Source organism: Chitinophagales bacterium, from assembly GCA_017303835.1.
GTDB lineage: Bacteria > Bacteroidota > Bacteroidia > Chitinophagales > Chitinophagaceae > JAFLBI01.
Genome location: JAFLBI010000001.1, coordinates 2289405 through 2316296 on the forward strand (window position 1 = coordinate 2289405; position 26892 = coordinate 2316296).

Annotated in this window: 26 protein-coding genes; 17 read left to right on the top strand and 9 right to left on the bottom strand. The window is 42.4% G+C overall.

Features of this window, described 5'->3' with window-relative positions; genetic code table 11:
- Nucleotides 1-28 precede the first annotated feature (28 nt).
- A complete protein-coding gene (locus J0L83_10255; GenBank protein MBN8664949.1) occupies nucleotides 29-2167 on the bottom strand; it encodes a hypothetical protein in 2139 nt (712 codons plus the stop codon).
- Nucleotides 2168-2277: 110 nt separating this feature from the next.
- On the opposite strand from J0L83_10255, the gene J0L83_10260 reads away from it, so the two are divergent.
- The 11 genes from J0L83_10260 to J0L83_10310 all read left to right on the top strand — a co-directional run bounded on the left by J0L83_10260 (nucleotide 2278) and on the right by J0L83_10310 (nucleotide 10763).
- Nucleotides 2278-3387: an acyltransferase gene (locus tag J0L83_10260; GenBank protein ID MBN8664950.1), complete on the top strand. Its 1110-nt coding sequence runs from the start codon at nucleotides 2278-2280 to the stop codon at nucleotides 3385-3387.
- A 10-nt stretch (nucleotides 3388-3397) separates the two neighbouring features.
- Nucleotides 3398-4096 (top strand): hypothetical protein, encoded by a 699-nt coding sequence (locus J0L83_10265; protein MBN8664951.1) that lies wholly within the window; start codon nucleotides 3398-3400, stop codon nucleotides 4094-4096.
- 70 nt (nucleotides 4097-4166) lie between these two features.
- Nucleotides 4167-4712 carry a hypothetical protein gene (locus J0L83_10270; protein MBN8664952.1) on the top strand — a complete coding sequence of 182 codons (546 nt, stop codon included), beginning with the start codon at nucleotides 4167-4169 and terminating at the stop codon, nucleotides 4710-4712.
- Nucleotides 4713-4812: 100 nt separating this feature from the next.
- A complete protein-coding gene (locus J0L83_10275; GenBank protein ID MBN8664953.1) occupies nucleotides 4813-5400 on the top strand; it encodes a hypothetical protein in 588 nt (195 codons plus the stop codon).
- Between the two features lie 9 nt (nucleotides 5401-5409).
- Entirely contained in the window at nucleotides 5410-5847 is a 438-nt protein-coding gene (locus tag J0L83_10280; protein ID MBN8664954.1) for a RidA family protein, read from the top strand.
- A 2-nt stretch (nucleotides 5848-5849) separates the two neighbouring features.
- On the top strand, nucleotides 5850-6563 hold the full coding sequence (locus J0L83_10285) for a hypothetical protein (GenBank protein ID MBN8664955.1): 714 nt from the start codon (nucleotides 5850-5852) through the stop codon (nucleotides 6561-6563).
- Between the two features lie 99 nt (nucleotides 6564-6662).
- Entirely contained in the window at nucleotides 6663-8093 is a 1431-nt protein-coding gene (locus tag J0L83_10290; protein MBN8664956.1) for a hypothetical protein, read from the top strand.
- A gap of 76 nt (nucleotides 8094-8169) precedes the next feature.
- Entirely contained in the window at nucleotides 8170-8703 is a 534-nt protein-coding gene (locus tag J0L83_10295; GenBank protein MBN8664957.1) for a DUF3575 domain-containing protein, read from the top strand.
- A gap of 57 nt (nucleotides 8704-8760) precedes the next feature.
- The gene (locus J0L83_10300; GenBank protein ID MBN8664958.1) at nucleotides 8761-9318 is read left to right on the top strand and encodes a c-type cytochrome; all 558 of its coding nucleotides are present in this window, start codon (nucleotides 8761-8763) and stop codon (nucleotides 9316-9318) included.
- Between the two features lie 22 nt (nucleotides 9319-9340).
- Entirely contained in the window at nucleotides 9341-9871 is a 531-nt protein-coding gene (locus J0L83_10305) for a dihydrofolate reductase (GenBank protein MBN8664959.1), read from the top strand.
- 1 nt (nucleotide 9872) lies between these two features.
- Nucleotides 9873-10763 (top strand): carbohydrate kinase family protein, encoded by an 891-nt coding sequence (locus J0L83_10310; GenBank protein ID MBN8664960.1) that lies wholly within the window; start codon nucleotides 9873-9875, stop codon nucleotides 10761-10763.
- Between the two features lie 5 nt (nucleotides 10764-10768).
- Here the strand turns inward: J0L83_10310 and J0L83_10315 are convergent, their stop codons facing one another.
- From J0L83_10315 to J0L83_10335, 5 genes are all read right to left on the bottom strand, one after another.
- On the bottom strand, nucleotides 10769-11176 hold the full coding sequence (locus J0L83_10315; protein ID MBN8664961.1) for a hypothetical protein: 408 nt from the start codon (nucleotides 11174-11176) through the stop codon (nucleotides 10769-10771).
- Nucleotides 11177-11425: 249 nt separating this feature from the next.
- Nucleotides 11426-11863 carry a VOC family protein gene (locus J0L83_10320; protein ID MBN8664962.1) on the bottom strand — a complete coding sequence of 146 codons (438 nt, stop codon included), beginning with the start codon at nucleotides 11861-11863 and terminating at the stop codon, nucleotides 11426-11428.
- Nucleotides 11864-11958: 95 nt separating this feature from the next.
- Complete coding sequence (locus J0L83_10325) at nucleotides 11959-12747, bottom strand: hypothetical protein (GenBank protein MBN8664963.1); 789 nt, start codon at nucleotides 12745-12747, stop codon at nucleotides 11959-11961.
- Nucleotides 12748-12804: 57 nt separating this feature from the next.
- Complete coding sequence (locus J0L83_10330; GenBank protein MBN8664964.1) at nucleotides 12805-13341, bottom strand: GrpB family protein; 537 nt, start codon at nucleotides 13339-13341, stop codon at nucleotides 12805-12807.
- Nucleotides 13342-13352: 11 nt separating this feature from the next.
- Nucleotides 13353-15719 carry a UvrD-helicase domain-containing protein gene (locus J0L83_10335; protein MBN8664965.1) on the bottom strand — a complete coding sequence of 789 codons (2367 nt, stop codon included), beginning with the start codon at nucleotides 15717-15719 and terminating at the stop codon, nucleotides 13353-13355.
- Between the two features lie 53 nt (nucleotides 15720-15772).
- Here J0L83_10335 and J0L83_10340 point away from each other — a divergent pair, with 53 nt between their 5' ends.
- The 4 genes from J0L83_10340 (at nucleotide 15773) to J0L83_10355 (ending at nucleotide 19465) form a co-directional block, all read left to right on the top strand.
- Nucleotides 15773-16486: a DUF92 domain-containing protein gene (locus J0L83_10340; protein MBN8664966.1), complete on the top strand. Its 714-nt coding sequence runs from the start codon at nucleotides 15773-15775 to the stop codon at nucleotides 16484-16486.
- 17 nt (nucleotides 16487-16503) lie between these two features.
- On the top strand, nucleotides 16504-17079 hold the full coding sequence (locus J0L83_10345; GenBank protein MBN8664967.1) for a peptidylprolyl isomerase: 576 nt from the start codon (nucleotides 16504-16506) through the stop codon (nucleotides 17077-17079).
- Nucleotides 17076-17594 carry a GNAT family N-acetyltransferase gene (locus J0L83_10350; protein ID MBN8664968.1) on the top strand — a complete coding sequence of 173 codons (519 nt, stop codon included), beginning with the start codon at nucleotides 17076-17078 and terminating at the stop codon, nucleotides 17592-17594. Before J0L83_10345 ends, J0L83_10350 begins: the two co-directional genes overlap by 4 nt.
- 320 nt (nucleotides 17595-17914) lie before the next feature.
- Nucleotides 17915-19465 (top strand): hypothetical protein, encoded by a 1551-nt coding sequence (locus J0L83_10355; GenBank protein ID MBN8664969.1) that lies wholly within the window; start codon nucleotides 17915-17917, stop codon nucleotides 19463-19465.
- On the opposite strand, the gene J0L83_10360 is transcribed toward J0L83_10355, so the two are convergent.
- From J0L83_10360 to J0L83_10370, 3 genes are read right to left on the bottom strand one after another with little or no spacing between them, the layout of a single operon-like run.
- Complete coding sequence (locus tag J0L83_10360; GenBank protein ID MBN8664970.1) at nucleotides 19462-20508, bottom strand: agmatine deiminase family protein; 1047 nt, start codon at nucleotides 20506-20508, stop codon at nucleotides 19462-19464. The two genes, J0L83_10355 and J0L83_10360, sit on opposite strands and share 4 nt — an antisense overlap.
- A gap of 26 nt (nucleotides 20509-20534) precedes the next feature.
- Nucleotides 20535-21410 (bottom strand): carbon-nitrogen hydrolase, encoded by an 876-nt coding sequence (locus J0L83_10365; GenBank protein ID MBN8664971.1) that lies wholly within the window; start codon nucleotides 21408-21410, stop codon nucleotides 20535-20537.
- Nucleotides 21411-21457: 47 nt separating this feature from the next.
- Nucleotides 21458-22642, bottom strand: coding sequence for an alpha/beta hydrolase (locus J0L83_10370; protein MBN8664972.1), 1185 nt, complete (start codon nucleotides 22640-22642; stop codon nucleotides 21458-21460).
- A 94-nt stretch (nucleotides 22643-22736) separates the two neighbouring features.
- Here J0L83_10370 and trxA point away from each other — a divergent pair, with 94 nt between their 5' ends.
- Nucleotides 22737-23117 (top strand): thioredoxin, encoded by a 381-nt coding sequence (gene trxA, locus J0L83_10375; protein MBN8664973.1) that lies wholly within the window; start codon nucleotides 22737-22739, stop codon nucleotides 23115-23117.
- Between the two features lie 198 nt (nucleotides 23118-23315).
- Entirely contained in the window at nucleotides 23316-26861 is a 3546-nt protein-coding gene (gene nifJ / locus J0L83_10380; GenBank protein ID MBN8664974.1) for a pyruvate:ferredoxin (flavodoxin) oxidoreductase, read from the top strand.
- Nucleotides 26862-26892 lie beyond the last annotated feature (31 nt).

A 26892-nucleotide genomic window follows, 5' to 3' on the forward strand; every position in this document is an offset into this window, starting at 1 on the left:
GAGCGGCTTTTGCCATTCCGGTTTTTTTTTATGATGTTTCGTCCAGCTTATGCAAGCGAAGTAGAATGATACCCATGTTTTGATAAGGTGGTATATAATCTTTAAAATATCCTGCTGCTTTAGGATCCTTGGCTAATCTATTACCCAGGTTTTGCCAGAATGGCTTCCAATGCACCCCTGTTCCAAAAAGCATGGCATCATTGAACATGCGTAGCAGTGGCTCATTCACCAATTTAGATCCAATTTGTTTTGTAGCGATTACCTGCGCGTCAGGACTACGATAGATCACCTCACTCAGGTTTTTATGACCGCCACATGAACCAAGTATCGCAAGTCTGGTTGCACTAGTAATTCTGTCAATAGTGTGTTCCACATGATAACTATGTCCACGATGAATCAAAATATGTGGTTGCACACCTTGTTGATCTAAGAACCTTCCTAGTGAATCAATGGCCTGAAGATCTTTGCCATCATCGTTGTTCAAAGGCAGATTGGCATAAATGATTACAGGAGATCCTGTTAATGATTTCAATGTTACCCACAGCCCATTTTGTTCTTGCTTCCACTGCTTGGTATCTCTGAAGCCACTCATGAAATTATCGAAGGAAGATTTTCCATCTTCATCGCCATAAAAAAATACTTGTTGCACTACCTGTTGATTCTTTTGTTCCACCTCCTTTCTGGTTAGATGAAGATATGGCGACAACATTGGCGCATTTCTTCCCGCTTTATCATCAGCTACAGTAGTATAGATTTGTTGTAATAGACCATATACATAGGTGCCGTAGTAATTATTTGTTCTTCTGCAGTAAGCTTTATTGGTTTTCAATAACCCATCCAGATCATCGGCCAGAGCAGCATTATTCATGATGCCTGGTATGGCTTCTGCAACATCCATTGCCTCGCTGAGTTTATAATCAGTACTGCTTTCAATACCTGTAACAAAGCGCTTCAACAACACTTTCGCAGTGTCAGCCGGCATATTGTTTAGTAATGAGGTGAAGTTGTTGTAATAAACAGTTGTTTGAATAAATTTTCTGAATACGGTATTGTTAACACGATTGAAAAGCTCATGCGCATTTTTCTTCTGATAAAATGACATCAGCTTATTGTACGTAAACAAATAACTGGAAGTGTAAAAAGCAGCATCGCCACCAACAATAATGAAATACAAATCTTCAGGTCGTAAACCCTCCAAACTAAAAAAACGATTCTTGTCAGTCTGCTCATGCAGTTGATTCATCTGACTTACATAGAAGTCTACAGCATACTTACGAACATAATACCGAAGCGCACCGGCATAATAAATTTTCCTTCCGGCCACCACTTCGTTACGCAAATACAAAACCTCGTCTACTAGTGCGGCAAAATAAGCAGAAGGTGTCTGACGCAATGCATCAATCTTCTCTCGAGTGATTTCTCCACGCAATAGCTTATAAGCAAACGGCAGATAGTTTTTCTTATTCGGCAGTTGTGAGAGCTCTGCAACCATTCTCACCAACGGATGCTTGTGCTGCAATAGATATTGCTGTGCTTCTTTTTTTGATGACTGTTCAAACAAGTGTACAATAATCTCCGGGTTTTCATCTGCCACCATAAATGCCAGCGTATCTATGTATGGAAACTGCCGGTGTTCAATGGCATAGCTGGCAATTTTATCCGGATCACGTTGTAGTTTTTTGAGCATTGCAATATCCTTGATCTTAGGATACTGCGGAAAATCACTGAATGCCAAAAGCATCACCTCTGTCTTAGGAATACCAAAACTGGTAAAAAATTGCTGCCAATCACCATCATGCAGCAGATTATGCCAAATAAGTGGAAACTTTTTCATCGCATCAGGCACAAGAAAAACTTCATAGCGCTTGGCTTTCAGATCTGCACGAATACGCTTGAGAAACAAAGCCATGCTTTGAGATGCAACCGCTTTACTTGCATCAGATAAACTGTTGTCCTTTTCCAATACTTGTTGCAAACTGTCAACAGTTAAGCGGGAAAACCGCAACAAAGCTGGTTTTATATCTGCCTGAATTGAAGACTCCAAGACAAATTTTCTAAAAGCATTCTGTTCTGCTTCAACATTTCCAACACTAGCACGATAGCTGTATTGGGCTTGTGCAATCAATGTGCAGATGCATAGGAGCAGGAACAGGAACGATTTTCTCATGATGCAATGTTTCTAGTAAAATACACAATATTTTACACAAAAGGCTTAACCACATGATTGTGTGATTGCCCGCGTAAATGAATCTGGTTTACTTTGTATAAACTAACGGCATGCAAACATTCACAGGAACAAAATTCAGGTTCTATGCTTTTCTCAGCATGCTCTTATTGGTTTTTGTACATGGGTATAATTTGCAAAACACCTATCTACAACCCTTTACAATTGTTGAAGAACCACTTCGCCTAACCACATTTACCGAGTATTTTCTTGCAAATGGCTTGTTTCGGTTTCGAATTCCCATGCTGTTTGTCATTTCCGGATACCTGTTTGCCATGCATGATCATACACCCTGGAAACAACGAATGGGTAAACGTCTTAGAACATTAGGACTGCCTTATTTAATCTGGAGTGCAGTGGGTATGCTCATTACCTTAATATGGCAATACTTCCCATTTACTATGCAGTTTGTGCAACAAGCACAATTAGACCAGTTGGGCAATAACAGTCCTTACTGGGAGATGAACTGGAAGCAGTTATTGGAAAGATGGACACTAGCACCCATTGCATTCCAACTCTGGTTTATCCGTGTACTGCTGATCTATAATGCCCTATATCCTTTCCTGAAATGGGTAACACGAAAAGGTGCATTGATCTGGTTTTTGATCATCGGCTTTTTTTGGTTGGTTACCGCGAATGTCTATTTTCTGGAAGCTGAAGGCCTGTTCTTTTTCAGCCTTGGCATTTGGCTGCAAAAGAAACACAACTGGGTAGAAGTAAAACCCAAATGGATTTACCCGCCTGCGGTTTGGGTGGTGTTTATAGGAAGCACCATCGCCAAAAGCGTCATAGCCTTCAAATTGTCTGGCATGTCCGAAAGTAGTTTTTGGATACTGTCAGTACTGCATAAGACATCTGTGTTAACGGGGCTGATAGCAGTTTGGTATGGACTGGATAATTGGGTGCGCTGGTTTCAGCAACAACCCTGGCTGGTTTGGATGAGTGGTTTCTCTTTCATCATTTACGCACTACACAATCCGTTGGTAAATTACCTGATGCGGATGAGTACACAGTTTACCCAATCTTTTGCCTATCACAGACTGTTTAACTTTCTGGTTGTGCCTACCATTGTAATACTCATTTGTGTTGCAGTAGGTGCGATTTTCAGAAACTTACTACCTAAGTGGTATGCCGTCTCTACCGGCGACCGCGGATTACAATAAACTTGCAACCATGCTGGAAGATCAAAAGAAATCATTGCTCTTTGCTAGTTTATTATTATTGATACCTGCACTCACTGTGTACTATGGACAAACTTTGTCCTCCACTGCAGCAGGACTAAGACTATGGAATTGGTCGAACATATTGTGGCTATTACCACTGATTCCGTTCACCGCACTTCAATCAAAAGCAGGACTACCCCCAATTATTAGCAATCAAGCACCAACTTTATCCGTTTATAAGCAAGTATTGATTTTTGGTATTGCTTTTGGCTTGGCTGATTTGCTAATCATTAAAGCGATCATGCATCCGGAACCATACACCAGCTTGCCTCCATTCCTGCAACCCTTTCCTTACAGTATTTTCCTGTATTGTTCCGGCGCACTTGAAATAGAACTTTGGTATCGAATGATTCCCATCACCCTGCTACTACTGATCGGTAAGCAATGGGTTCCACAGAAATGGCAAGCACAATTCTTTATGCTTGTTGCTGTACTTACCGCATTAAGAGAACCACTGGAACAATGGCCTGATGGTGATTGGTGGTTTATTGTTTATGCTTTCTCCAGCGGCTTTGCCATGAACTTCTTGCAAGCTTGGTACTATAAAAAAGCCGGCTTTCTGGCTTCCCTGTTGCTTCGCCTGGGACATTATCTGGTCTGGCACATATTGCTGGGCATCTATGTAGAACAGTTTGAATTAATTCATTAAATCACATTTTCATGTGATTGCATAAACGCCTGCACCAATATTTTTTTGCGTAAACAATAAAACAATGATTATGAAAAAAATATTCACCATTCTATTTGGAGCAGTGTTGTTAGCCAGTTGCGAAAAAGATGCGCAAAAAAGCCCCGAGCCTGATTTTGAACTAAGGCTCGCAAAAAATGATGATGCAGGTGTTACCCGTGCACTAATTGTTGACAGAGCCATTAATAGCACCGGTACTGCTGTATCCACGCCACGCTATAGCGTGAAACAAGGCAGCATTGAGTTAAATATGGGTCTGATACCAACAACTACAATTGTACCCAAGCTTAAAAGCACCATTATCTTCAAACAGACTGCGAACCCATCCGCAGCAGTAGGCACATATCGTTTACCTGATGACGCAGCTAAAATTCATTTCAGTCTTGCTGAGTCCATGGATGCACAGACCATTATCAGAGACCTCGCAGTATCTGGTACGATTGAAGTAAGCTATGATGCCAACAGCAAAACATTCAGTGGTAGATTAATCAATATCAAATACAACGCTCCACTAGGTAGTGCGCATAAAGAATACATCTTGAACGGCTGGTTTAACCATGCAGCTATTACTCAATAAGCAATTATACTTAATACCCTTGAAAGGCCGCAATTGCGGCCTTTCACATATTCATGCGGTTGTATATGCGATCAATAGCAAGCATGTTTGCACAAAAAATATGCGCTACTATTTATTCCTCTGCCTCTGTACACTATTATTGTTGTCTTGCAGAAAGGAAAACAAACCACCAGAAATACCGGCTTTGCCAACTGATATATCTTACCACAATTTAAAAGACACCGTATTGAAATGGGGCGCAGATCCTATTGCTTATGATCTGGACCTCAATCAGCGCTTTGATCTGGTCTTTTACACTGAGCTGGTTGGCGATTTTATCAATAAAACGGATAAAAGAAAATACCTCGTACTCAGCAGTATTACAACGCTCTTACCGGTAAGTCCAGACGAAACAGTACCCGCACTACAAAAAAATACGTCGATTGGTGCAACTCTTACAGGGCATGAATGGTATGCGTTTTCAGAAGTTGCCTTGATGGAAAGACATGAACACGAATCTGGTACAATACAATGGTTTGGTAATTGGCTGAATCAAAGCAAAAAATACTTGCCCTTTCAATTGGTAAAAGCACAACAAGTACACTATGGGTGGGTAGAGATTAGTACCAATATCCATAATGGTACAATTACACTGCATCGTGCAGCATGGCGTACAACACCTAATCAGCCTTTACTGGCAGGACAATAAATAAGCAGTATGAAAAAAATAGTAGTTCTCATGTTAGCATTATTTCTGGGTGCTGTAACATATGCACAAACGCATCCGTATAAAGAAAAGTTTCACTTTTCGCTGGGGCAACAAGATACTGTAGGTGGCTATACACAGGTAATCAGAACCGGTAATACCATCTATGTATCTGGAACAGTGGCTGTGAATATCACAGAAAAAGATGTGGCATACGTCTATAAAGTGATTGAGAAAAGCCTGCAGCATTTTGGTGCATCGCTACAAAACGTCATGAAAGAAACCATCTATACAACAGATATTGAAGCGATGAAAGCTTTGAACCATGTGCGAAAGCGTGCGTATGGTGGTGATTATCCCACTTCTACCTGGGTACAGATTAACAGGTTATTCATGCCAGAAGCAAAACTGGAAATTGAAGTAGTTGCAGTCTTACCAGAAAACAAATAAACATGCATACAGAAATTAGTCAACTCAAAAAACAAATACGCTTATTAAGCCTTGGCCTTCTCAGCTGTAGTATCTTAATCACATTCCTCATAGTGAGCAGCTTTACCAGAAACGAGTCTGCGCGGCTAATACGAACCAAGGGAATCATCATTGAAGACAGCCTGGGCAGAGACAGAATTCTGATTGGCGCACCTATTCCCTCATCTAGATACAGAGTAAGAACTGACACCGCCTTAGTGAGAAAATATTGGTCCAAAAATTATGATGATCCTAATCAATACATGGAATGGTATAAAAATTACTACCACAGTACTTATGGAATGGTTGTTATGAATGAACAGGGCTTTGATCGGGTGCTGCTGGGTGATAAACTGGCAGACCCCAACAGTGGCAAAAGAATGTTTGAAGCATCCGGATTAATGTGGAACAACAAGGAGGGTTGGGAAATGGGTGGCCTAGGTGTGAACACTACAAAGGATGGCAAAGCCAGGAGTGTGATTGGTGTGGATGATGGCGAAGGTGAAGCCGTGCATGTAATCGCATTGGAAGATGGCACCAAGGGCTTGGTGATTGGTGGCGAAAATGGTCGATTGCTCATTGGCATGTCAAAACCAAATGGAGCTTGGTTTCAAAATAAAGATGCGTTTACCGGCATCAAGTTCTTTAACAATAAAGGACAATTGGTTTGGGAGCAGTCGATGTCTGCACACAAATAAATATGTGATTGCCATCAACAGCTAATAGCACATATTCACATTATCATGTGATTTTTATAGTGCAGCTCCTCATATTGTTTTGCATTCAAATCAAAACATATGGAGAAGCTGCATTTTTCTTTGAAGACATGTATTGCTATAGTAGCAGCAATATTATTACTGACCGCTTGTAATAAAAAGGATACACCGATACCAGATCGTTCACAGCAATTGTTGCCTATCAAAGCAGGATTTGTACAAGATGTAATTCATGTTACCGAATCAGGGACAGAAACCACTACCCAAATTCAATTATCCGCCTCTAGCAATAAAGAAGAAAAGCTGGTCTTAAAACTGAATCCTCAAACCGCACAGTATGGGATAGATTTTACAACCAATCCTGTGGCAGTAGATGGATTTATTGAAATTCCTATAGCCCGGGGTAGCAGAGAAGCTGCACTTCAAATTATCCCAATCAACAATCAAATTAAGAATGGAGAACGACTTGTTGTAGTAGAAATTGATGCGCAAAAAAGCAGCGTTGCTCTAGACAATAGACATAGTGTAAGGCTTCAGCTCTTAGATGATGAAACTGTTGCAGTAATCGGCTTTGCACAAAATGACAGTAAGGTAAATGAAGCCAGCAACCATCACAAAGAAGTTGTTCTCAATATCAATCCTCTTGCCATTTCAGATGGCTATGTAGATATTGCCTTTAATACTACCCTTGGTGGATATGGTACACATTTTACCACGACTCCTGAATTGAATAATGGAAAAATTCGTGTACCTGTAAGAATGGGAGAAACAAGCATTCGCTTTTATGTAAAGCCGGTAAACGATCAACAGATTCAACCCAACAGAAAAATTCGTTTCAGCGTTGTACATACACAAGGTGCATTTGAAGTTGGTATAAGTAATCTTCACACATTAACCATAGAAGAAGACGATAAACAAGCTATTGCAAACACCAAAATTGCCAGTCTGAGGAATAATTACTCCGGCACACCCATGTATCTCTTTGCGCCGATTACCATTGGCGGCGTCATCACATCTGTTAAAGACAATATAGAATCAAGCGTTGCATATGTTGAAGACGAAACCGGAGGTATTGCAATTCACTTCAATCAATCACATAACCTTCGTGCGGGTGAACTTGTAACAATACAGCTGCAACAAGGCAGTGAATTAAGAGAGCGAAATGGCGCTTTGGAAATGAGTGGGGTTAGCACAACCGATGCGCAAGTAATTGGCTGGGATCTTAAATTGGTGAAGAGCTATACTTTAAGTGAATTGTATCAAGGACCTAATAAAGAAGGTCAGCTGGTTACCATCACAGATGTACGTTTTCCTGAAGCCAATGGCCAGTTGAGTTTCTATGGTGATAGAACCATCAGCGATGGCAGCAAAACAGCAATTGTAAGAACACATGCATTTGCAAGTTTTCGTAACCAGATTATTCCAACACATAAAGTTTATGTAACCGGTATCCTCATCTATGATCAGGGTAACTACATCATTATGCCATTAAACAGCAGTTCTATTCGGTAATCATGTTCAGATTCACACATTCATGTGATGCTGAAAGACTACTCACGAAAATAGCTTCGCACAAAATAATAAAACCATGAAACAATTATTGATTGCAGGTGCGCTGCTGGTAAGCCTGGTTGCAAGCGCACAAGACGGAGAGAAAAAGAATTTGGTTAAGGTGAATATGCTGAGTCCCTTAGTAAGAACAGGTTCATTTTTCTATGAAAGAAAAATTGGCACTAACAGCTCGTTACAACTCGGTGTTTTTTATACCGGCAGCAAATTCGATGAACTTAAACTCAGAGGCTTTGGTATTACGCCCGAGTTTCGCTACTACGCATCAGAGAAGGGCGCCATGGAAGGATTTTATCTGGCACCTTTTCTACGCTATCAGCACTATGAAATCACTGAGCTGATGAACAAAGGAACCCTCAATACTTTTGGTGGTGGTTTACTGATTGGTAAGCAATGGATTTTTACTAAAGGTATCAGTGTAGACATGTTTGCCGGTCCTTCTTACAACACGGGCTCTGTTAAGGTAATTGACGGCACAGATAATTTTGATTTACCCGGTGGTGTAAATGGCTTTGGTGTAAGAGCCGGTTTAACTGTAGGTATCGCATTTTAATTTTTTAATTCATCAACAATGCCCGTGATGGGCATTGTTTGTTTTATCCAGACTAACATGAAAAAGATCTTATTCGCAGCAGGATTCTTATCAATGATTGCCTGCCAACAAACAACAAAGCAAACAGCGGACTTGCCACTAACGGATACTGCTCTGATTAATCAAGGGAAATACCTGGTGAGTGTTACAGGTTGTAATGATTGCCATACTTCTAAAATTATGACCGATAAAGGCCCGGCTTTAGATAGTAATTTGCTACTTGCTGGTCACCCGGCAGCATTGAGTTTACCCGCCGCAGATCCAATGACTTCCAGAAACTGGGCGCTATTCCATTTTAATGGTACGGCAGTAAAAGGACCATGGGGAACGTCCTTCGCAGCCAATCTAACACGAGATTCTACCGGTATTGGTATGTGGACTGAAGCGCAGTTTATTCGCGCATTTCAGCATGGCGATGCAAAAGGATTAGCAGGCAACAGAAAATTATTGCCACCCATGCCCTGGCAGGCTTATCAGGCAATGAAGCCGGAAGATGTGCGCGCAATTTTTGCTTATCTGAAAAGTATTCCTCCGGTAAAAAACGTAGTACCTGAACCCATTGCACCTCAGCCCTAAGCTGTAACTTTAAAAACGATTCATGCGAGAACTGATTGTCTATATCGCCATGAGTGTTGATGGCTTTATTGCCGGAAACAATGATGATCTCAGCTTTCTGCAACAAGTAGAACAGGAAGGTGAGGACTATGGCTATGCTGATTTTATTCAAACCATCGATACGGTTATTATCGGCAGAAGAACCTTTGATACAGTCATGCGATTGACAGATCAGTTTCCGCATGCAGATAAAACCTGTTATATCATTTCATCAAAAGCGCAGGAACCAAAAGGCAACCTGCGCTTTTATACTGGCGACTTGAAAGCACTGGTCGCATTGCTGAAAGAGATCAAAAGCGACAAGCATATTTTCTGCGATGGTGGCGCCAGTATTGTTCAGCAATTACTTCGATTACAGCTGGTAGATCGATTGATTGTTTCCATCATTCCTGTAGTGCTGGGCGATGGCATTCGTTTGTTTGGTGATAACACCATACAACAAAATCTACAACTTGTACATAGCAAGTCCTATCCAAAAGGACTAGTACAGCTTCATTATCAATTCAAACACTGATATGCAGCAAGTATTTGTTATAGGTGGAACTACTTTTGATCACATTGTGCATCTTGAACAATTACCTGCGCCTATACCAACCACTATTCACCAGGCGCCTTTTCATGAAGGCTGTGGCTCAACCGGAGCAGGCAAAGCGCTAGCTTTAACTAAACTGGGCGTACCGAATACCTTGTACAGTGTACTTGGTGATGATGCATACGGGAAAAAAATTGTTGATTTTCTGCAAGCCAATGGTGTTGACCTGATATATGATATAGATCCTGCCGGTACAGAGCGACATATCAATATCATGGATGCGCAAGGTGGACGGATATCTATGTTTATCACGCAATCGTCTGAACAGATTGCGTATAACCTCACTGCCATCAATCAGGCAATTGCTGCAGCAGATATTATTGTCTTGAATATTATCAACTATTGCAGACAGCTCATTCCACTATTAAAGAATGATGCAAAACCAATCTGGACGGACCTGCATGATTATGATGGGCAAAATCCTTATCACCAGGATTTTATTGATGCTGCACAATACATCCACTTAAGCTCTGACAATCTACAAGATTATCGGTTAGTGATGCAGCACTTAATCGATCAAGGAAAAGAGTTGGTCATATGTACACATGGAAAACAAGGCGCAAGCCTCCTTACGAAGCAGGGAGAATGGATAGAACAAGTGGCTTATCCTGTTGATAGAATTGTAGATAGCAATGGCGCTGGTGATAGTTTTTTTGCCGGCTTTCTATTTGGTTGGATGCAGCAGCTAGCCTTATCTACATGTATGCAATATGGCGCCATCTGTGGGGCCTTGGCTGTGGAAGACCAGCAATTAGTCAACGCTGAATTAACTGCCTTCCAATTGAGTTCGAGGCAAACACAATGGCTTCAGTAATTGCATTATTGCTTTGAAGCAAGTACCTCCAGATATGCTTGAGGAGAAAGTAAGTCGGAAGTGCTCACTTCATCAGACAAAATCATACCCAGCCAGTTGTCGGGCACACGAATCGACTTGAAATCGAGATTCTGCTTAGTCAATAGTTGTCTGTTTACCTGTACCAACTTTCCGCTTACAGGCATATTGATATCAATAGAGAGCTCGCCGCAGCGAACTTTACCATAAGCAGCGCCTTCGTGCTTATAAGTAAAAACGCCACTCATTTCAAATGCAGGCCCCTCCTTACAGGGCGCACATTTGTATTCAGTAATACCGATGTACGCAACTCTTCCATCCAAAAAAACCCACTCATGGTTTTTGGTGAAATAGAGCCTATCCTCAAGTTGGGGGTCGTCCAACAGATAGTTCATGTTCATTAAATTACTTGCCTTTCATTTTTAACAATTGGGGGGTAGTCTTTAGGCAAGGATGCTTGGATTGCAATCGATTGCAATTTATGGCTTTTCACTATTCAATGCTGAAAAATTTTGGTATTTGCACTTGATTTTCAGCATATTACAACAATTATGAATGCATGAAAAAAACTTATATGTGGAACTTATTTTTAATCAATTATAATAATGATTAAACAAAAATCGCTTATAAATTTTGATGCATTCTTATTGCTCATCGTTGATCTCAACCCAGTACCCATCCGGATCCTGCAACCAAATCTGATGTACGCCGTCTACACGGGTCGTAAACCTACCCTTCTTGCCCTGCACATCTTCAAAACCAATCTTCCAGTTGATCAGCTTTTCAATAAATAAATGTAGACTCGATACACTGAAACAAGTATGCTGATTCTTATAATATTCGCGTTTTTGGATGGCGCCTTCAATAATATGCAAGGAAGTTTTTTCACCTGTCTTAAACCAAGCATGCTTACCATCACGAAACGGTTCGGCAATGGTATCTAGCCCTATCACTTCTCTGTAAAAATCTGCCGAAGCCTTCAGATTGGTTACATAGATAGCCGTATGATTCATACGCACTTTGGATTGTGCAGAAATCAATTCACAAATACAGAGCAAACAAATGAGTACTAAAAATCGCATACAATTGTTTTGAGGAAGTTACAAAACAAAAGTGACGCATTACTGCGCCACTTCCTATCTGTCAAATCATCCCCGAATATGTACAGACAACTCAACTATAAAGTGAAAAAGATGCCAGCACTGAGGTCTATTCGCGTTGCACGATCCTTTTGCGCACCCGCATCAAACAATTGATTGATGCGCACTCCACCATACCATTTACTTGTTGTGTACACATCTGCACCTAATACAAAATGTTTAGGCAAAGGATAGCCCTTTACTTCCTGATAGCCGCTGGTAGGCTTGGCCGCCTTGGTTACATTGATGTCCACATTCGCATAAGCATCTACCCAAGTTGTTTTGTTGATGAGAAAACTACCTAACACTGCAGGTCCAACATAAAAATAATAGCCCGCAGGTTCCTGAATACGAATAGGTGTTCCACTCCATGCGCGTTTGCTGCCAAAAATATAATCACCATAACTCAGCCCCACACTGATGATTTTTCTCGGCTGCGCGATGATATTCCAATAGGTACGATGCCAGCCCATCCAGCCGCTGCTGAAATTTTGTTCCGTTTTAGTCGTTGGTGGTAAACGATCATTCAAAATAGCAGAACCATCTCGCGCTATCACAAAAAGAAAATCACCCACAAGTGGATGCTCAAATCGGTAGCGTCTTTGTCCTTTCTTTAATCGGTCTTTCTTTAGAAAGAGATTACCTGTTAAACCAGAATAAGGTTCTGTATATTTTCCATCAAGCGTAGTAAAGCGCGCGTAAATGCCAAAAAAGCCATCCGTAAAAGCCTGCTTACCTCTTTTTGTTTTTAGCTCAGCAAAGCTTTGTGCTTGAATAGTATGACAAAGCACAAAAGTGATAATACCCAATAAGGTGATTTTTTTCATGCCGGGTTTTTGGTAAAACTCCAACATGAGTAGAGGCTTTGCAATAATCCATTTGCATTATTTCGATGCACCAAAATCGCCACGAAGAATGGCTTCTACCAGTTCAGCACCTCGCGCTTCCTTTAATGCTGCGTACAATTTTCGATCTTGCCCAGCAAGCTCAGCTAATTCCAATTTCAGTTGCTCGTAAGCCCATCTTGCTGCTGCACTTGCCTTTAGTGCATCGCGAAAACGAAGGTGTCTGTCTAGCTCAACACTATTTTCCGGACATACATATAAATGATGCACAATACTATCGAATACAGGATGCACAACAGTATTGAGTCTTTTGAAAACTTCTCTGTCAATGATTCCTTGATTGCCGTTGTGGTAATAACCTGTAGCTTCTAGTTTGGTGCGAACAGCATCAAAACTGATTCCTTGCGGAAACACAATATCCATATCAATAATTGGCTTGGCAGCCAAACCAACTACCGATGTGCTGCCTACATGCTCAATGCGAATAGGTAAGTCCGCCAATGCCGCTTGCAAATGTTCTGCTAGTAGCTGAAAATCTTCAGCCCATTTTGTCTGATATGGTTGGATGAGGGACAAAGTATGATTCGCTATTCCTCTACAATCCGCAGCTTGGCATAATTCAGCATGATCTTCTTCTCGCCATTCAACTCAAATTGAATATTGGCAATCGGATTATGTGCACTGCCTTCCACTTTCACCACTACACCAAAACCAAATTTCTGGTGCTCTACTTTTTGTCCCGCTTGCAGATTACTCGTATCGCTCGCTACAAAATCTGCCGATGGTTTATGCTCTACTACTTTGGGTGCGGGTGGTTGTACCGGTAAATAACTTGGCTTAGATGGTGCTGCAGGCTTTTTGCTTGGTGGCGGACCGTATCTCTTTTCTGCATCTCTAACATCGTTATAATCATTGCCACCAAAACCTCTTTGCATGCGTTCAAATGCAGAACCCATATTGCTAAAGCCGCTATTGCGTGCCCCACCGCCTGCATACGACTTATCCAAAAATTCTTCCGGCATTTCTTCTAAGAAACGACTTGGCTCATTTTGTACCAGACTACCAAAACGATAACGCGCATTGGCATAGGTTAACCAAAGTCTATGCTTGGCGCGTGTAACTGCTACATAAAACAAACGTCTTTCTTCTTCCAGTTCTTCTCTGGTATTGATACTCATGCCGCTGGGGAAAATGGTTTCTTCCACACCAGCTACAAATACTACAGGAAACTCCAAACCCTTGGCTGCGTGAATCGTCATCAGCTTCACTACATCACTATTCTCTTCTTCATTATCAGCATCGGTTAACAAAGTAATCTGTTGTAGATAAGCGCCTAATGATTTGCTGCCAACTTCACCATCTTCGTTATCAGGACTCTCCGTCCATTCTTTAATGGAGTTCAGCAATTCCTGAATATTCTCGTATCGTGCCAAACCTTCAGTGGTCTTATCGTTGAAGAGCTCTTTAACCAGATTCGTATGCTTACCTACCTGAACAGCTACATCATACGCATTCTTATCTGTGAGCAGGCTCTGGAAATAACGCATCATGGTCACGAAATTGCTCAGTGATTCCAGCGTACCCGCTTTAAAACCAAATTCAGCAGCGCGCGTCAATACTTCCCAGAAAGTGATGTTCTGCTCGTAAGCAATAATGCCGATTTTTTCAATCGTAGTTTTACCAATCCCTCTTACCGGATAATTAATGATTCGTTTCAAACTCTCTTCATCCTTGGTATTCACAATGATGCGGAGATAAGCCAAGAAGTCTTTGATTTCTTTGCGCTGATAGAAACTTACACCACCATAAATGCGGTAAGCAATACCCATGCGACGCAGACTTTCTTCAAATGCACGGCTCTGTGCATTGGTACGATAGAGAATCGCAAAATCTCTATTGTTATAATGATTGCGCAGTTTTTGTTCTTGAATGGTATCAGATACAAACTTGCCTTCTTCATTATCTGTCATGGTGCGCACGAGACGAATTTTTTCACCATGATCATTATCTGTCCAAAGTTCTTTGGGTATTTGTCCCTTGTTATTCGCAATCACATGATTGGCTACATGTAAAATACTTTTGGTACTGCGGTAGTTCTGCTCCAGCTTTACCACTTTCACATCTTCATAATCTTTCTGGAACTGCAGAATATTTTCAATGGTGGCACCACGGAAACTATAGATACTCTGCGCATCATCGCCCACCACACAAATATTCTCATGTACTGCTGCCAGCAACTTGGTGATCTGATACTGCACCGGATTGGTATCCTGATACTCATCAATTAAGATGTACTGAAACTTGTGCTGGTACTTATGCAATACTTCCGGAAAATCTTTCAGCAATTCATACATCTTCAGCAATAGATCATCAAAATCCATGGCGCCATTCTTGAAGCAACGTGCTGCATAAGCCTGATAAATCTGTGCAATGGCCGGACGGTTGGCGCGCATATCTTCCTGCTGAATATAATAGTCAGTTACATATTCGGCAGGACCCACTAATGCGTTTTTAGCCTGAGAAATACGGTTGTGCACTACATTGGGTTTGTAATGCTTATCGTCTAAATTCAGTTCATTGATGACAGTCTTGAGTACAGAGCGACTATCATCTGTATCATAAATCGTAAAGTTGTTAGGATAGCCGATGCGGTTTGCTTCCCCACGCAGGATGCGTGCAAACACACTGTGAAAAGTACCAATGTATAAATTACGTGCATCATTATTGCCGAGAATGCGTTCAATACGTTCTTTCATTTCGGCGGCGGCTTTGTTTGTAAAAGTCAAAGCCAGAATACGAAAAGCATCCACGCCTTGGGCCATCAGATGGGCAATTCGTGTAGTGAGCACCTTGGTTTTACCGCTGCCTGCGCCTGCCACAATCATCAGCGGTCCGTTCATATGCAGAACGGCTTCGCGCTGCGGTTCATTCAATCCCTGTAAAATGTTCTGCATGGGCGCAAGTTAAGGTGGCAGCTCAGGTAAAAACCATATCGTGAATAAGTTTTATGCCTGAACTTAGTGCCATGCAATGGTTCATCTATGGCGGAATAATTGCATTGGCATTGCTCGCATGGTACCAGCGAGCAGTTACGCTTGCCGGAGCAGCAACCGGTGTATTTGTGGCTGCGGGTTTATACTATTCAGCCGGACATACCGGATTGGTATTATTGGCAGTATTTTTTGTTTCAGGCACATTGGTTACTCGCTATCGCGGGAAGGAAAAACAAAAATTCAGTTCCGGCACAACAGAAAAAAATGGAAGAAATGCCACACAAGTCTTGGCCAATAGTGGTGCAGCATTGTTGTGTGCGCTTGGTTTACTTGTTGTACCCGAACAAAAGGATGCATGGATTTTAGGAATGGGTGCTGCATTTGCTGCAGCAACTGCCGATACCTGGTCGTCTGAACTTGGTATGATCTGGGGTAAGCGCATGTTCAGACCGTTTGGAAACAGCAACGCGCGTGCAGGCGATAATGGCGTTATTTCATTTGAAGGCACCATTGCCGGAATACTAGGTAATCTCTTCATTGCGCTTGTGTTCCACTGGCTGGCTTTTCCTGCATATAGCCTTCTACTGATAGCGGGTACCATCGGCAATCTTGCAGATACTTGGCTAGGTGAGTTTGCAGAAAACAAAGGCCGGCTTGGTAATAATGCTGTCAATTTTCTAAGTACATTGATCGCATCGCTACTGGCATTGTTGATACACATGTTTTGATATCCTAACTTCACCTTATGTGGCGCTATCTATTCATCATTATTTGTTTTTGGAATTGCAGGCCGGCTTACGAGAACCCGCATATTGAAATCGAAACCGAGCATGGAACGATAGAACTGGAATTGTATCCTAAACAAGCACCTAAGACTGTTGCTGCTTTCCTGCGCTTTGTAGATTCCAATTACTACGAAAACAGTTCTTTCTATCGGGTATTGAATGATGAAAACCAACCCAGCAATGCACCCAAGGCCAATCTGATACAAGGTGGTATTTGGAAAAGTAATAACAAACTGGCTGCTGCCATTCCGGGCATTCCACATGAAACCACACAGCAGAGCGGACTCAAACACCTGAATGGCACCATCTCTCTGGCACGCGAAGCTATTGGCACAGCAGGCACAGAGTTTTTTATTTGTGTGGATGACCAACCCGGTTTTGATTTTGGCGGTGAGAATAATGCAGACGGACAAGGCTATGCTGCATTTGGCAAAGTGGTTAGCGGTATGGATATCGTGCGCAAGATTTATCGTTCGAATGAATATGATCAACGTTTTGATCCGCCAGTAGCTATTTATAGAATCAAACAATTATGATGCAGATCATTCCTGCCACACAAGCAGATATTCCGGTATTAAAAAAGCTCGTCAACAATGCTTATCGCGGCGAAGCCAGCAAACAAGGCTGGACCACAGAAGCAGATATCATTGAAGGTGAGATAAGAACCGATGAAACCCAATTAGCATCTTTATTACAAGATGCATCTGGTGTAATCCTTACCTGCCGCAATGTAGAAAACGAAATACTCGGTTGTGTGTACCTCCAGCAACAAAGCAACAGAATCTACCTTGGTATGCTGAGTGTATGGCCAGAGCAACAAGGCTTTGGTATTGGTAAGCAATTATTAAATGCTGCCGATGCTTATGCAAAAGAAAAACAGTGTTCGGCTGTTTTTATGCGGGTAATTAACCTGCGCACAGAACTGATTGCATGGTACCAACGCAATGGCTATTTATTTGAAGGGGTGACTGAGCCTTTTCCTGATTTTGGTATCTATGGCCAACCGAAAGTGCCAATGGTTTTCTGGGTTTTGGAAAAGAAATTTTCCTGAGCTGAAATAGATATATAAACTTCTCGTAATTTCGGCAACGCTTGCCCAAAACAAAAAAGGTCTTTCCGTAGAAACGGAACGACCCTCTAACGATTGCTTGCCATATGAAAAAAAGATAGATCGAATTTGTGCACCTTTCGGTGAGCAGTTCATCTTGGGCCCTTTAACGATTACCAGACCTCTAACGATTGCTGCTATGTGAAAGTAGTACCGAACACTGGGCCGTACAAACCAGATTCGGTGGTTTTTCATCATGGCAAAAGGGGTATGAAAACATCAAAACCCTTGTTGCCATTGAATTGTACGGGAAAAAACTCATTATGTCCAACCGCGTTTCTGACATACTTTTTCAGCTTATCCAGACCCTGGAAAAATCAGAAAAACGCCATTTTAAGCTCTATATCAAGCGCAGCTCCTCCAAAGAAGACCTGCGTATCGTGCAGCTGTTCGACGCTGTTGACGCCATGAAGGACTATGATGAGAAGGTTTTGTTGAAGAAACTGGCGCCAATCACCAAGACTCAGTTATACAACCTTAAATCACACCTCTATAAAGAATTACTGGCCAGTCTGCGTCTCCTCAAAAGCACCGAAAACATCGATTTGCAACTGAGTGAGCACTTGGATTATGCCCGATTGCTCTATAACAAAGGACTAAAACAACAAAGCCTCAAGATTCTGGAGAAAGCCAAGGAACTAGCACGTGCCAATCAAAAGATCAACGCACTTGCACAGGTTACTTCGCTGGAAAAGAAGATTGAGATTCTACACATCACGCGGAGTACACCAGCCAAAACAAGTGAACTAGCTGCAGAATCTTCTGCTGTAAGCGGACATATTGATCGCGTTACTAAACTCAGTAACCTTACCCTGTTGTTATACCAGTGGTTTGTGATGCATGGCCACAGCAGAAACACAGAAGATGAAAAAGATATCCGTGCTTTCTTCAAAAGCAACTTGCCTGATTTAAACGATATCAATTTCTTTTACGAATATCTCTATCTCTATCAGAGTTATTGTTGGTATGCGTTTATCCGTCAGGATTTTTTACAGTACTATCGTTACAGTCAAAAATGGGTTGATTTGTTTAAAGCATCGCCTCACATGATTGCGATTGAAACGGGTCACTACATCAAAGGCATGCATACTTTATTGAATGCACATTTCGATCTACGGAACTACAAAGCATTTGATGAAACACTTCGCGAGTTTGAAGCATTCGCTGCCACCAATGAAGCATCGCGTCACGATAATTTCCGCACACATACCTCCATCTATATCAACAGCGCCCGCATCAACGGACATTTGATGAAGGGCTCATTTGAAGAAGGCTTGCAACTGGTACAGGAAATTGAAAGCAAGCTGGAAGAATATGCTATGTATGTTGACAGACACCGCATCCTAGTGTTCAACTACAAAATTGCCATGCTCTATTTTGGTGCAGGACAATACGAGCGTTCTATTGATTATTTGATGCGCATTATCAACGGACCGGTTGATCTACGTATTGATCTACAATCTTACGCGCGACTCTTACACATGATGGCACACTATGAGTTAGGTAATTTCGATATCATGGACTCACTCATTAAGTCAGTGTATCGCTTCATGTCCAAAATGAAAAACCTGAACGTAGTAGAAGAAGAGATCTTCCGTTTTGTGAAACATAGTTTCGCTGTATCGCCTCGTCAGCTACAACCGGAGTTGGAAAAACTCTTGCAGAAAATTAAGCACCTGGAGAAAAACCGTCACCAGACCAGATCATTTGCTTACATGGATATTATCTCCTGGCTGGAAAGCAAAGTGCATCACCGCAGCATGAGTAGTATCATTCGCGAGAAATACTTGAATAGCCGCAAGCACCGCATTTAAACGGCCGGCTCTTGCTGACTCAAACAATGAAAGCTACCCAACCCCCAAATAATTTCTGTTGAATCAATACCCACCACTGTGCGCTCAGGGAAACATTGCTGAATAATGGACAAAGCCTGATCATCTTTATCGCATCGGAACGTAGGCACTATCACGTGTTGATTGGAAATATAGAAATTGGCGTATGATGCAGGTAGTCGCTGGTCTTCATACACCACGGCATCCGGCATAGGCAATTCAACAATATTCAGCTGCTTGCCATTCAGCAAACGCATTTGCTGCAATTGTTTCAGGTTGTGTTGCAAGATGGCGTGGTTCTCATCCTGCTTATTGGGTTCAACAACCGTTAACACCGTATCTGCATTCACAAAGCGAACGGTATCATCAATATGTCCATCGGTATCATCACCTACAATGCCTTCGTCTATCCAAAGAATTTGTTCCACCCCATAATAGTTTCGCAGATATCCTTCAATCTGCTCCTGATTCAAATGCGGGTTTCTGTTAGGATTCAACAAACAAGCAGTTGAAGTAAGCAGTGTTCCTGCACCATTGAATTCAACTGATCCGCCTTCCATGATGATGCCGGGATAATAGACTGGCAAACCATAGTGTTCTGCAATGCGCGTTGGGATCACATCATCCAAATCATAGGGCGGATATTTATCGCCCCATGCATTGTAATTCCAATCGACAACTACTTTCTTATTTGCAGCATTCGGATTGATCAGAAAAGCCGGACCATGGTCTCTGCACCATGCATCGTTGGTTGGATGCAGAAAGAATTCCACCTTATCCATCGGCACACCCGCTTTCAGTAGATGCGCTGTTGCAAAATCTTGCATCGCCGCATCTACAACATTGATGCGCACCAATTCACTTTCCGTCAGCACTTTTACAAACTGTGCATAGTAAGGATAGATGGTATGAATTTTTCCTGGCCAGGAAGCTTCTTTATGCGGCCAGCTTAACCAAGTGGCAACATGTGGTGAGAATTCTGCAGGAAAATAATAACCCTGTGCTTGCGGTGTAGGATGCGTCATGCTGTTCGGAATGCTTTCTGAGAAAATTAATCTTCGTCGATATACCTTTTCACAATGGGACTGTAGGAATCAATTCTTCTGTCGCGCAGAAAAGGCCAATGTGTTCTGTAACGATCTGTTTTGGTCAAATCTAATTCCTGCACATGCACTTCTTCTTTGTCGTGCGAAGCGAGGTATAATAAAGAACCAAAGGGATTTGAAATGAAGGAACCACCCCAGAATTGCATCGCACCATTTTGTTCCAGTCCCACACGATTCACACTCACCACATGCACGCCATTTGCTACAGCATGACTGCGCTGAATGGTTTGCCATGCATTGTATTGTTCTGTATTGGTGGCTGCATCTTGAGATGTTGCCCAACCGATGGCTGTTGGATAGAATAAGATTTCAGCACCCATCAAAGCAGTAATACGTGCTGCTTCAGGATACCACTGATCCCAGCAGATGAGGATACCGATGGTGGCAAATTTTGTTTTGAATACTTTATAGCCCAGATCACCAGGTGTGAAATAGAATTTCTCGTAATACGCAGGATCATCGGGGATATGCATCTTGCGATACTTACCCAAATAACTACCATCTGCATCTAAAACCGCAGTAGTGTTATGATAAATACCTTGTGTGCGTTTTTCAAACAAAGAAGCAATGATGACCACGCCTAATTCTTTGGCTACTGCACTTAGGCTTTCGGTAGAGGGACCAGGAATGGGTTCTGCCAATTGGAAATTATCGTAGTCTTCTACATCGCAGAAATACAAGGATGTGAACAGTTCCTGCAGGCAAACAATTTGTGCGCCCTTGGCCGCAGCTTCGCGTACTTTCTCAATGGCTTTCTGCAGGTTCTCCGCTTTATTGGCGGTACAGCTCATTTGTACCAGACCTACCTGTACTTTACTCATTCGGTTGATTTGTGCGCAAAAATAACAAAGCCAGCAGGAAATAGAGATTAATTAAACAGGGCATTCAGGAATTCGGGGAAATGTACGTTTTGCTGGTAAAACAGTATAGCATGCTCGCTTTGGCGCAACTTGCGCAGGGTTTTTCTGGGAAGGGTATCTTTTCCCAGCTTTACACTGTAGGAGAAATCAATAGACTTGCACAAGATCTCTTTCGACTGTTGCTGAATGGTATCAAAGGTTTTCTTCACTTCATTTGCTGCATCAGCACCCAGTGCGGTATTACCAAATGCTTTGGCCATAAATCCGCCCTTGGTTACAGCATAATCATAGTGATTATAGCCCACCACAATTTTTTTCAGTCTTGGTTTCTTCTCACGTGGTACCGTATTCAATACATCATCAAAAACTTGTGTTCCGGAAATAGCAGGTGCCAGCATACCCAGTTGTATGGTCTGACAAACCGGTGTGGGTATACTACCCGATTGGTATTCTACTTCTAACTTCTCTTGAAACTCGGTTGGCCATTTTACCGGATTGAATAAAGTATGTGCAGCAACACTGGCACCAAGACTGTGTGTGATGATGGTTAACTGAACGCCGGGATCCAGTCCGTTCAGCACCTGCCGTAAACCCAAACCTACTTTTGCTGAGTTAATTCGGGCCTTTCCCCAAATGCCTGCAACTGCCGGATTAAATCCCAGAGAAGTGAGTCCGTCCCAATAGACTTCCACAAAAGTGGGATTGAATTTCAGGTGTTCAGCGATGGCTCTGCGTAAAGAGAAATAATAAGCATCAGGCGAAGGGTCATTAAAACCATGTATGAGCACGACTACTTGCTTACTGCCTGATTGTTGAACACTGTTGTTGATGCGATTCAATACATTTCTGCGCAAACTATTCTGTAGTCTGATAAAGAAACGAACACTGTCTGTTCCTTGTAACCCATATCGTTGGCGGATGAATGCTGTGGTTAAAGAGTCATTCTTCTTCAACGCATATTCAATGGTGGCAAACTCAGGATTATTCTGGTTATGCTTAACGCCACGCTGATGTTGTAAGTAAAAATAGTGTGGTGTTACATGTGCTTCTGGCGGATAGAGATAGCCTTCTCTGTCGAGATACAGTTTCACCACCGCAGGTTCATCTAAACGAGGTACCATCAACACATTCCTTGTTTTGAAAGTGCAGGCTGCCAGGCTAATGATCAGACAGATACTTAAAAAGATGCGCATCTATATCAAATCTATTCAAAAACCCTGTACAAAACCCTTGTGACCAAAATCACCAAGACCGCTGAAGCAAAAACCTAATTTTGTGCTTCAAATCATGACCATGAACACAGTACAACTTACCACCGAAGCATTCAAGCAAGATATCTTCGACTATACACAGGAAAAAGAATGGAAATACAAAGGCACCAAGCCTGCAATCATTGATTTCTATGCAGACTGGTGTGGTCCCTGTAAAATGGTAGCCCCTGTTCTGGAAGAGCTGGCTGGCGAATTCAAAGACAGCCTCACGATCTATAAAGTAGATACAGAAGTAGAACAGGAATTGGCTGCAGTATTTGGTATTCAGAGCATTCCTACTTTCCTCTTTATACCAATGGAAGGTTTGCCCATGCTACAGCCTGGTGCTTTGCCTAAGAAGGCATTTCAGCAAGTAATTGCCGAGCATTTACTGCCCAGCGAAGCTGCTGCCGAGTAATCAACCCAACAAATAACCCCTGATGGCCCTGTTCAACCGATTGGTTAACAGGGTTTTTTGTTGCCCATCACTTACCTGACGAAAATCATATTCCCTGCTGATGTATATCAGCTAATAGGCTTGGCGATCTGTCTACCTTGAGCATGGTTAGCAGTCTGTCTGCGGGCTGCTGCTTTGTCCAACCTAAAACAACAAGTAATGGAAACGAAACATCAGAAGCACCCCGACCTCGAGATCATGGATGGTAACGAGGCCGCGGCCTATATTGCTTACAAGACCAGTGAAGTCTGTGCGATATACCCCATCACACCATCTTCTACCATGGGCGAATGGGCAGATGAATGGAGTGCCAAGAACATGAAAAACATTTTCGGTGCTGTTCCCCGCGTGATGGAAATGCAAAGTGAAGCCGGCGCTGCTGGTGCAATTCACGGCGCTTTACAAGGTGGTGCACTCGCATCAACCTTTACTGCCTCTCAGGGCTTACTCCTGATGATACCCAATATGTACAAGATTGCCGGTGAGCTTACGCCCACCGTTTTTCATATTGCAGCAAGAAGTTTGGCTACGCATGCGCTCTCTATTTTTGGGGATCATAGTGATGTAATGGCTGTGCGCTCAACAGGATTCTCCATGTTGTTTGGCAGCAATCCGCAAGAAGTAATGGATATGGCCATGATTGCAACTGCATCCACACTCCCTTCGCGCGTACCCTTCCTCAACATCTTTGATGGTTTCCGCACTTCTCATGAATTGAATGAAGTGCAGGTATTACCAGATGCAGTGATTGAAGCCATGTTGGATAAAGACGCCATCCATGCACACCGAGATCGTGCATTGAACCCCGATAATCCTTTTATCCGTGGTACTGCACAGAATCCTGATGTTTATTTCCAAAACAGAGAAGCAGCCAATCCATATTTTCTGCAAGTGCCTGCTATCGTGAAAGAAAAAATGGCACAGCTGAAAGCATTAACCGGTCGCGCCTATGAATTGTATGAATACTATGGTGCTGCTGATGCAGATCGTATCATCATCATTATGGGTTCCGGTACTGGTGCGGTTCAGGAAACAGTTGACTACCTGAATGCACGTGGCGAAAAAACCGGTGTGCTGCAGATTCGTCTGTTCAGACCATTTGCACTGGAAGATTTTATTCAAGCCATTCCTGCAACAGTGAAGCAGATTGCTGTGTTGGATCGTTGTAAAGAACCTAATAGCATTGGTGAGCCTTTGTACATGGATGTGGTGAATGCTTTTAACGAAGCATGGAACGGCGCACACCCAAGAATCATTGGTGGTAGATATGGTTTGTCATCTAAAGAATTTACCCCAGGCATGGTGATGGCTGTGTATGAAGAACTCAGCAAAGCAAAACCCAAGAATCACTTTACTGTTGGTATTGATGATGATGTTACACATACCAGTCTTACTTACGATAAACAGTTCTCTCTGGAATCTCAACACCTGTTCCGCGGTTTGTTCTTCGGTCTAGGCGCAGATGGTACCGTGAGTGCCAACAAAAACTCTATCAAAATCATTGGCGATAAAACCAATGACCATGTGCAGGGATACTTTGTATATGACTCCAAGAAATCTGGTTCATTAACTGTTTCACATTTACGTTTTGGTGAAAAACCCATTCGTTCCACCTACCTGATTAACTCTGCCAATTTCGTGGCTTGTCACCACTTCAATTACCTCACCAAATACGATCTGCTGAAAGATGCAGAACCCGGTGCTACTTTCTTACTGAATGCACCTTATGAAAAAGATCAAGTATGGGGTAAGCTACCCAGAAAAATTCAGGAAGAGATTGTACACAAAAAATTAAAGTTCTACGCCATCAATGCCTACACCGTTGCTAAAGCAACAGGCATGGGCAACCGCATTAATACCATTCTGCAAACTTGTTTCTTCGCCATCAGCAATGTATTGCCACGTGAAGAAGCGATAGCCAAGATTAAGGAAGCGATTTATGAAACCTATTGGAAGAAGGGCGATGCAGTGGTACAGAAAAACTACGAAGCAGTAGATCAAACATTGGCGAACCTGTATGAAATAGATTATAGTCAGTTTACCATTGGCGATAATCCAATTGGTGAACATGTCTCTGAAGATGCACCCGATTTTGTGAAAGATGTATTGGCCAAGATCATGGCTGGTGAAGGTGATGAATTACCGGTGAGTGCATTCCCTGTGGATGGCACTTATCCTTCAGCTACAACCAAGTGGGAGAAACGCAGTATTGCCGATGCCGTGCCCGTTTGGGATCCTAATCTATGTACACAATGCGGTAAGTGTTTTATGATTTGTCCGCACGCAGCCATTCGTCCGAAAGTATATGACAAATCATTACTAGCCGATGCACCGGAAACATTCAAGCATGTTGACCCTATCGGTAAAGAATGGAATAAAGAAACCGAAGCTTACACTTTACAAGTGTCTACTGAAGATTGCACCGGATGTACTTTATGCGTAGAGTTTTGTCCGATTACCAGCAAAGCTGATCCCGGCCACAAAGCCATCAACATGCAAGACAAGATGGACATTGTGGATGCAGAGAAAACCAACTGGGATTTCTTCCTGGAATTGCCAGAAGTAGATAGAGCACGCGTAAATAAAAATACCGTGAAAGGCTCTCAGTTCTTCCAGCCATTGTTCGAGTTCAGTGGTGCTTGTGCCGGTTGTGGTGAAACACCTTATATCAAGCTGCTGACACAATTGTTTGGTGAAAGAATGATTGTAGCTAACGCTACTGGTTGTTCATCCATCTTTGGTGGCAACCTGCCTACTACTCCATGGAGCACCAATAAGCAAGGCGTAGGACCAGCTTGGGCCAACAGCTTGTTCGAGGATAATGCTGAGTTTGGTTTGGGTATCAAGATGGCCAATGAAAAGAAAAAAGAAATGGCCCTCTTCTTACTGGATCAGTTAAGACCAGAGTTGGGTGATAATATGGTAGATCAACTAACCCATGCTACCGAAACCAATGAAGCCGAGATCAAATTCAAACATGATTTGATTGGTGCATTAAAAGAAAGATTGAAAGGTATTGGTGGTAGTACAGCCAATAATTTGTATCACTTGGCCGACTTCCTCGCAGAGAAATCTTTGTGGATCATTGGCGGTGATGGTTGGGCTTATGATATTGGTTATGGTGGCTTGGATCACGTGCTGTCTACCGGTGAGAATGTGAACATACTCGTATTAGATACTGAAGTGTATAGCAATACAGGCGGGCAAAAATCCAAATCAACCCCAATTGGTAGCTCTGCCAAATTCTCTGTGAACGGTAAGACAACAGGTAAAAAAGACCTGGCTATGCAAGCCATTGCACACGGTACCGCTTATGTAGCACAGATTGCCATGGGTGGTAATGATATGCATACCATCAGAACCATTCTGGAAGCAGAAGCTTATCCTGGTCCATCCCTCATCATTGCTTATAGCCATTGTATTGCACACGGCATTGATATGAGCCATGGCGCAGAAGAGCAAGATTTCGCTGTGAAAAGTGGTTACTGGCCTTTATTCCATTACAATCCGCTCAAAGAACAAGGACAGCGTTTTGTCATTGACTCTAAGGAGCCAAGTATGCCATTGGCAGATTTCATGTATCATGAAAACCGTTTCAACGTCATCAAGGCAAAAGATCCTGAGCTGGCTGAAAGATTCTTGCATGAAGCAGAAGCCATGCGCAATGATAAATGGCATAGACTCACTACACTGAAGGGCTTATAAAATAGCGACGCCTCTAACAACCATATGATGC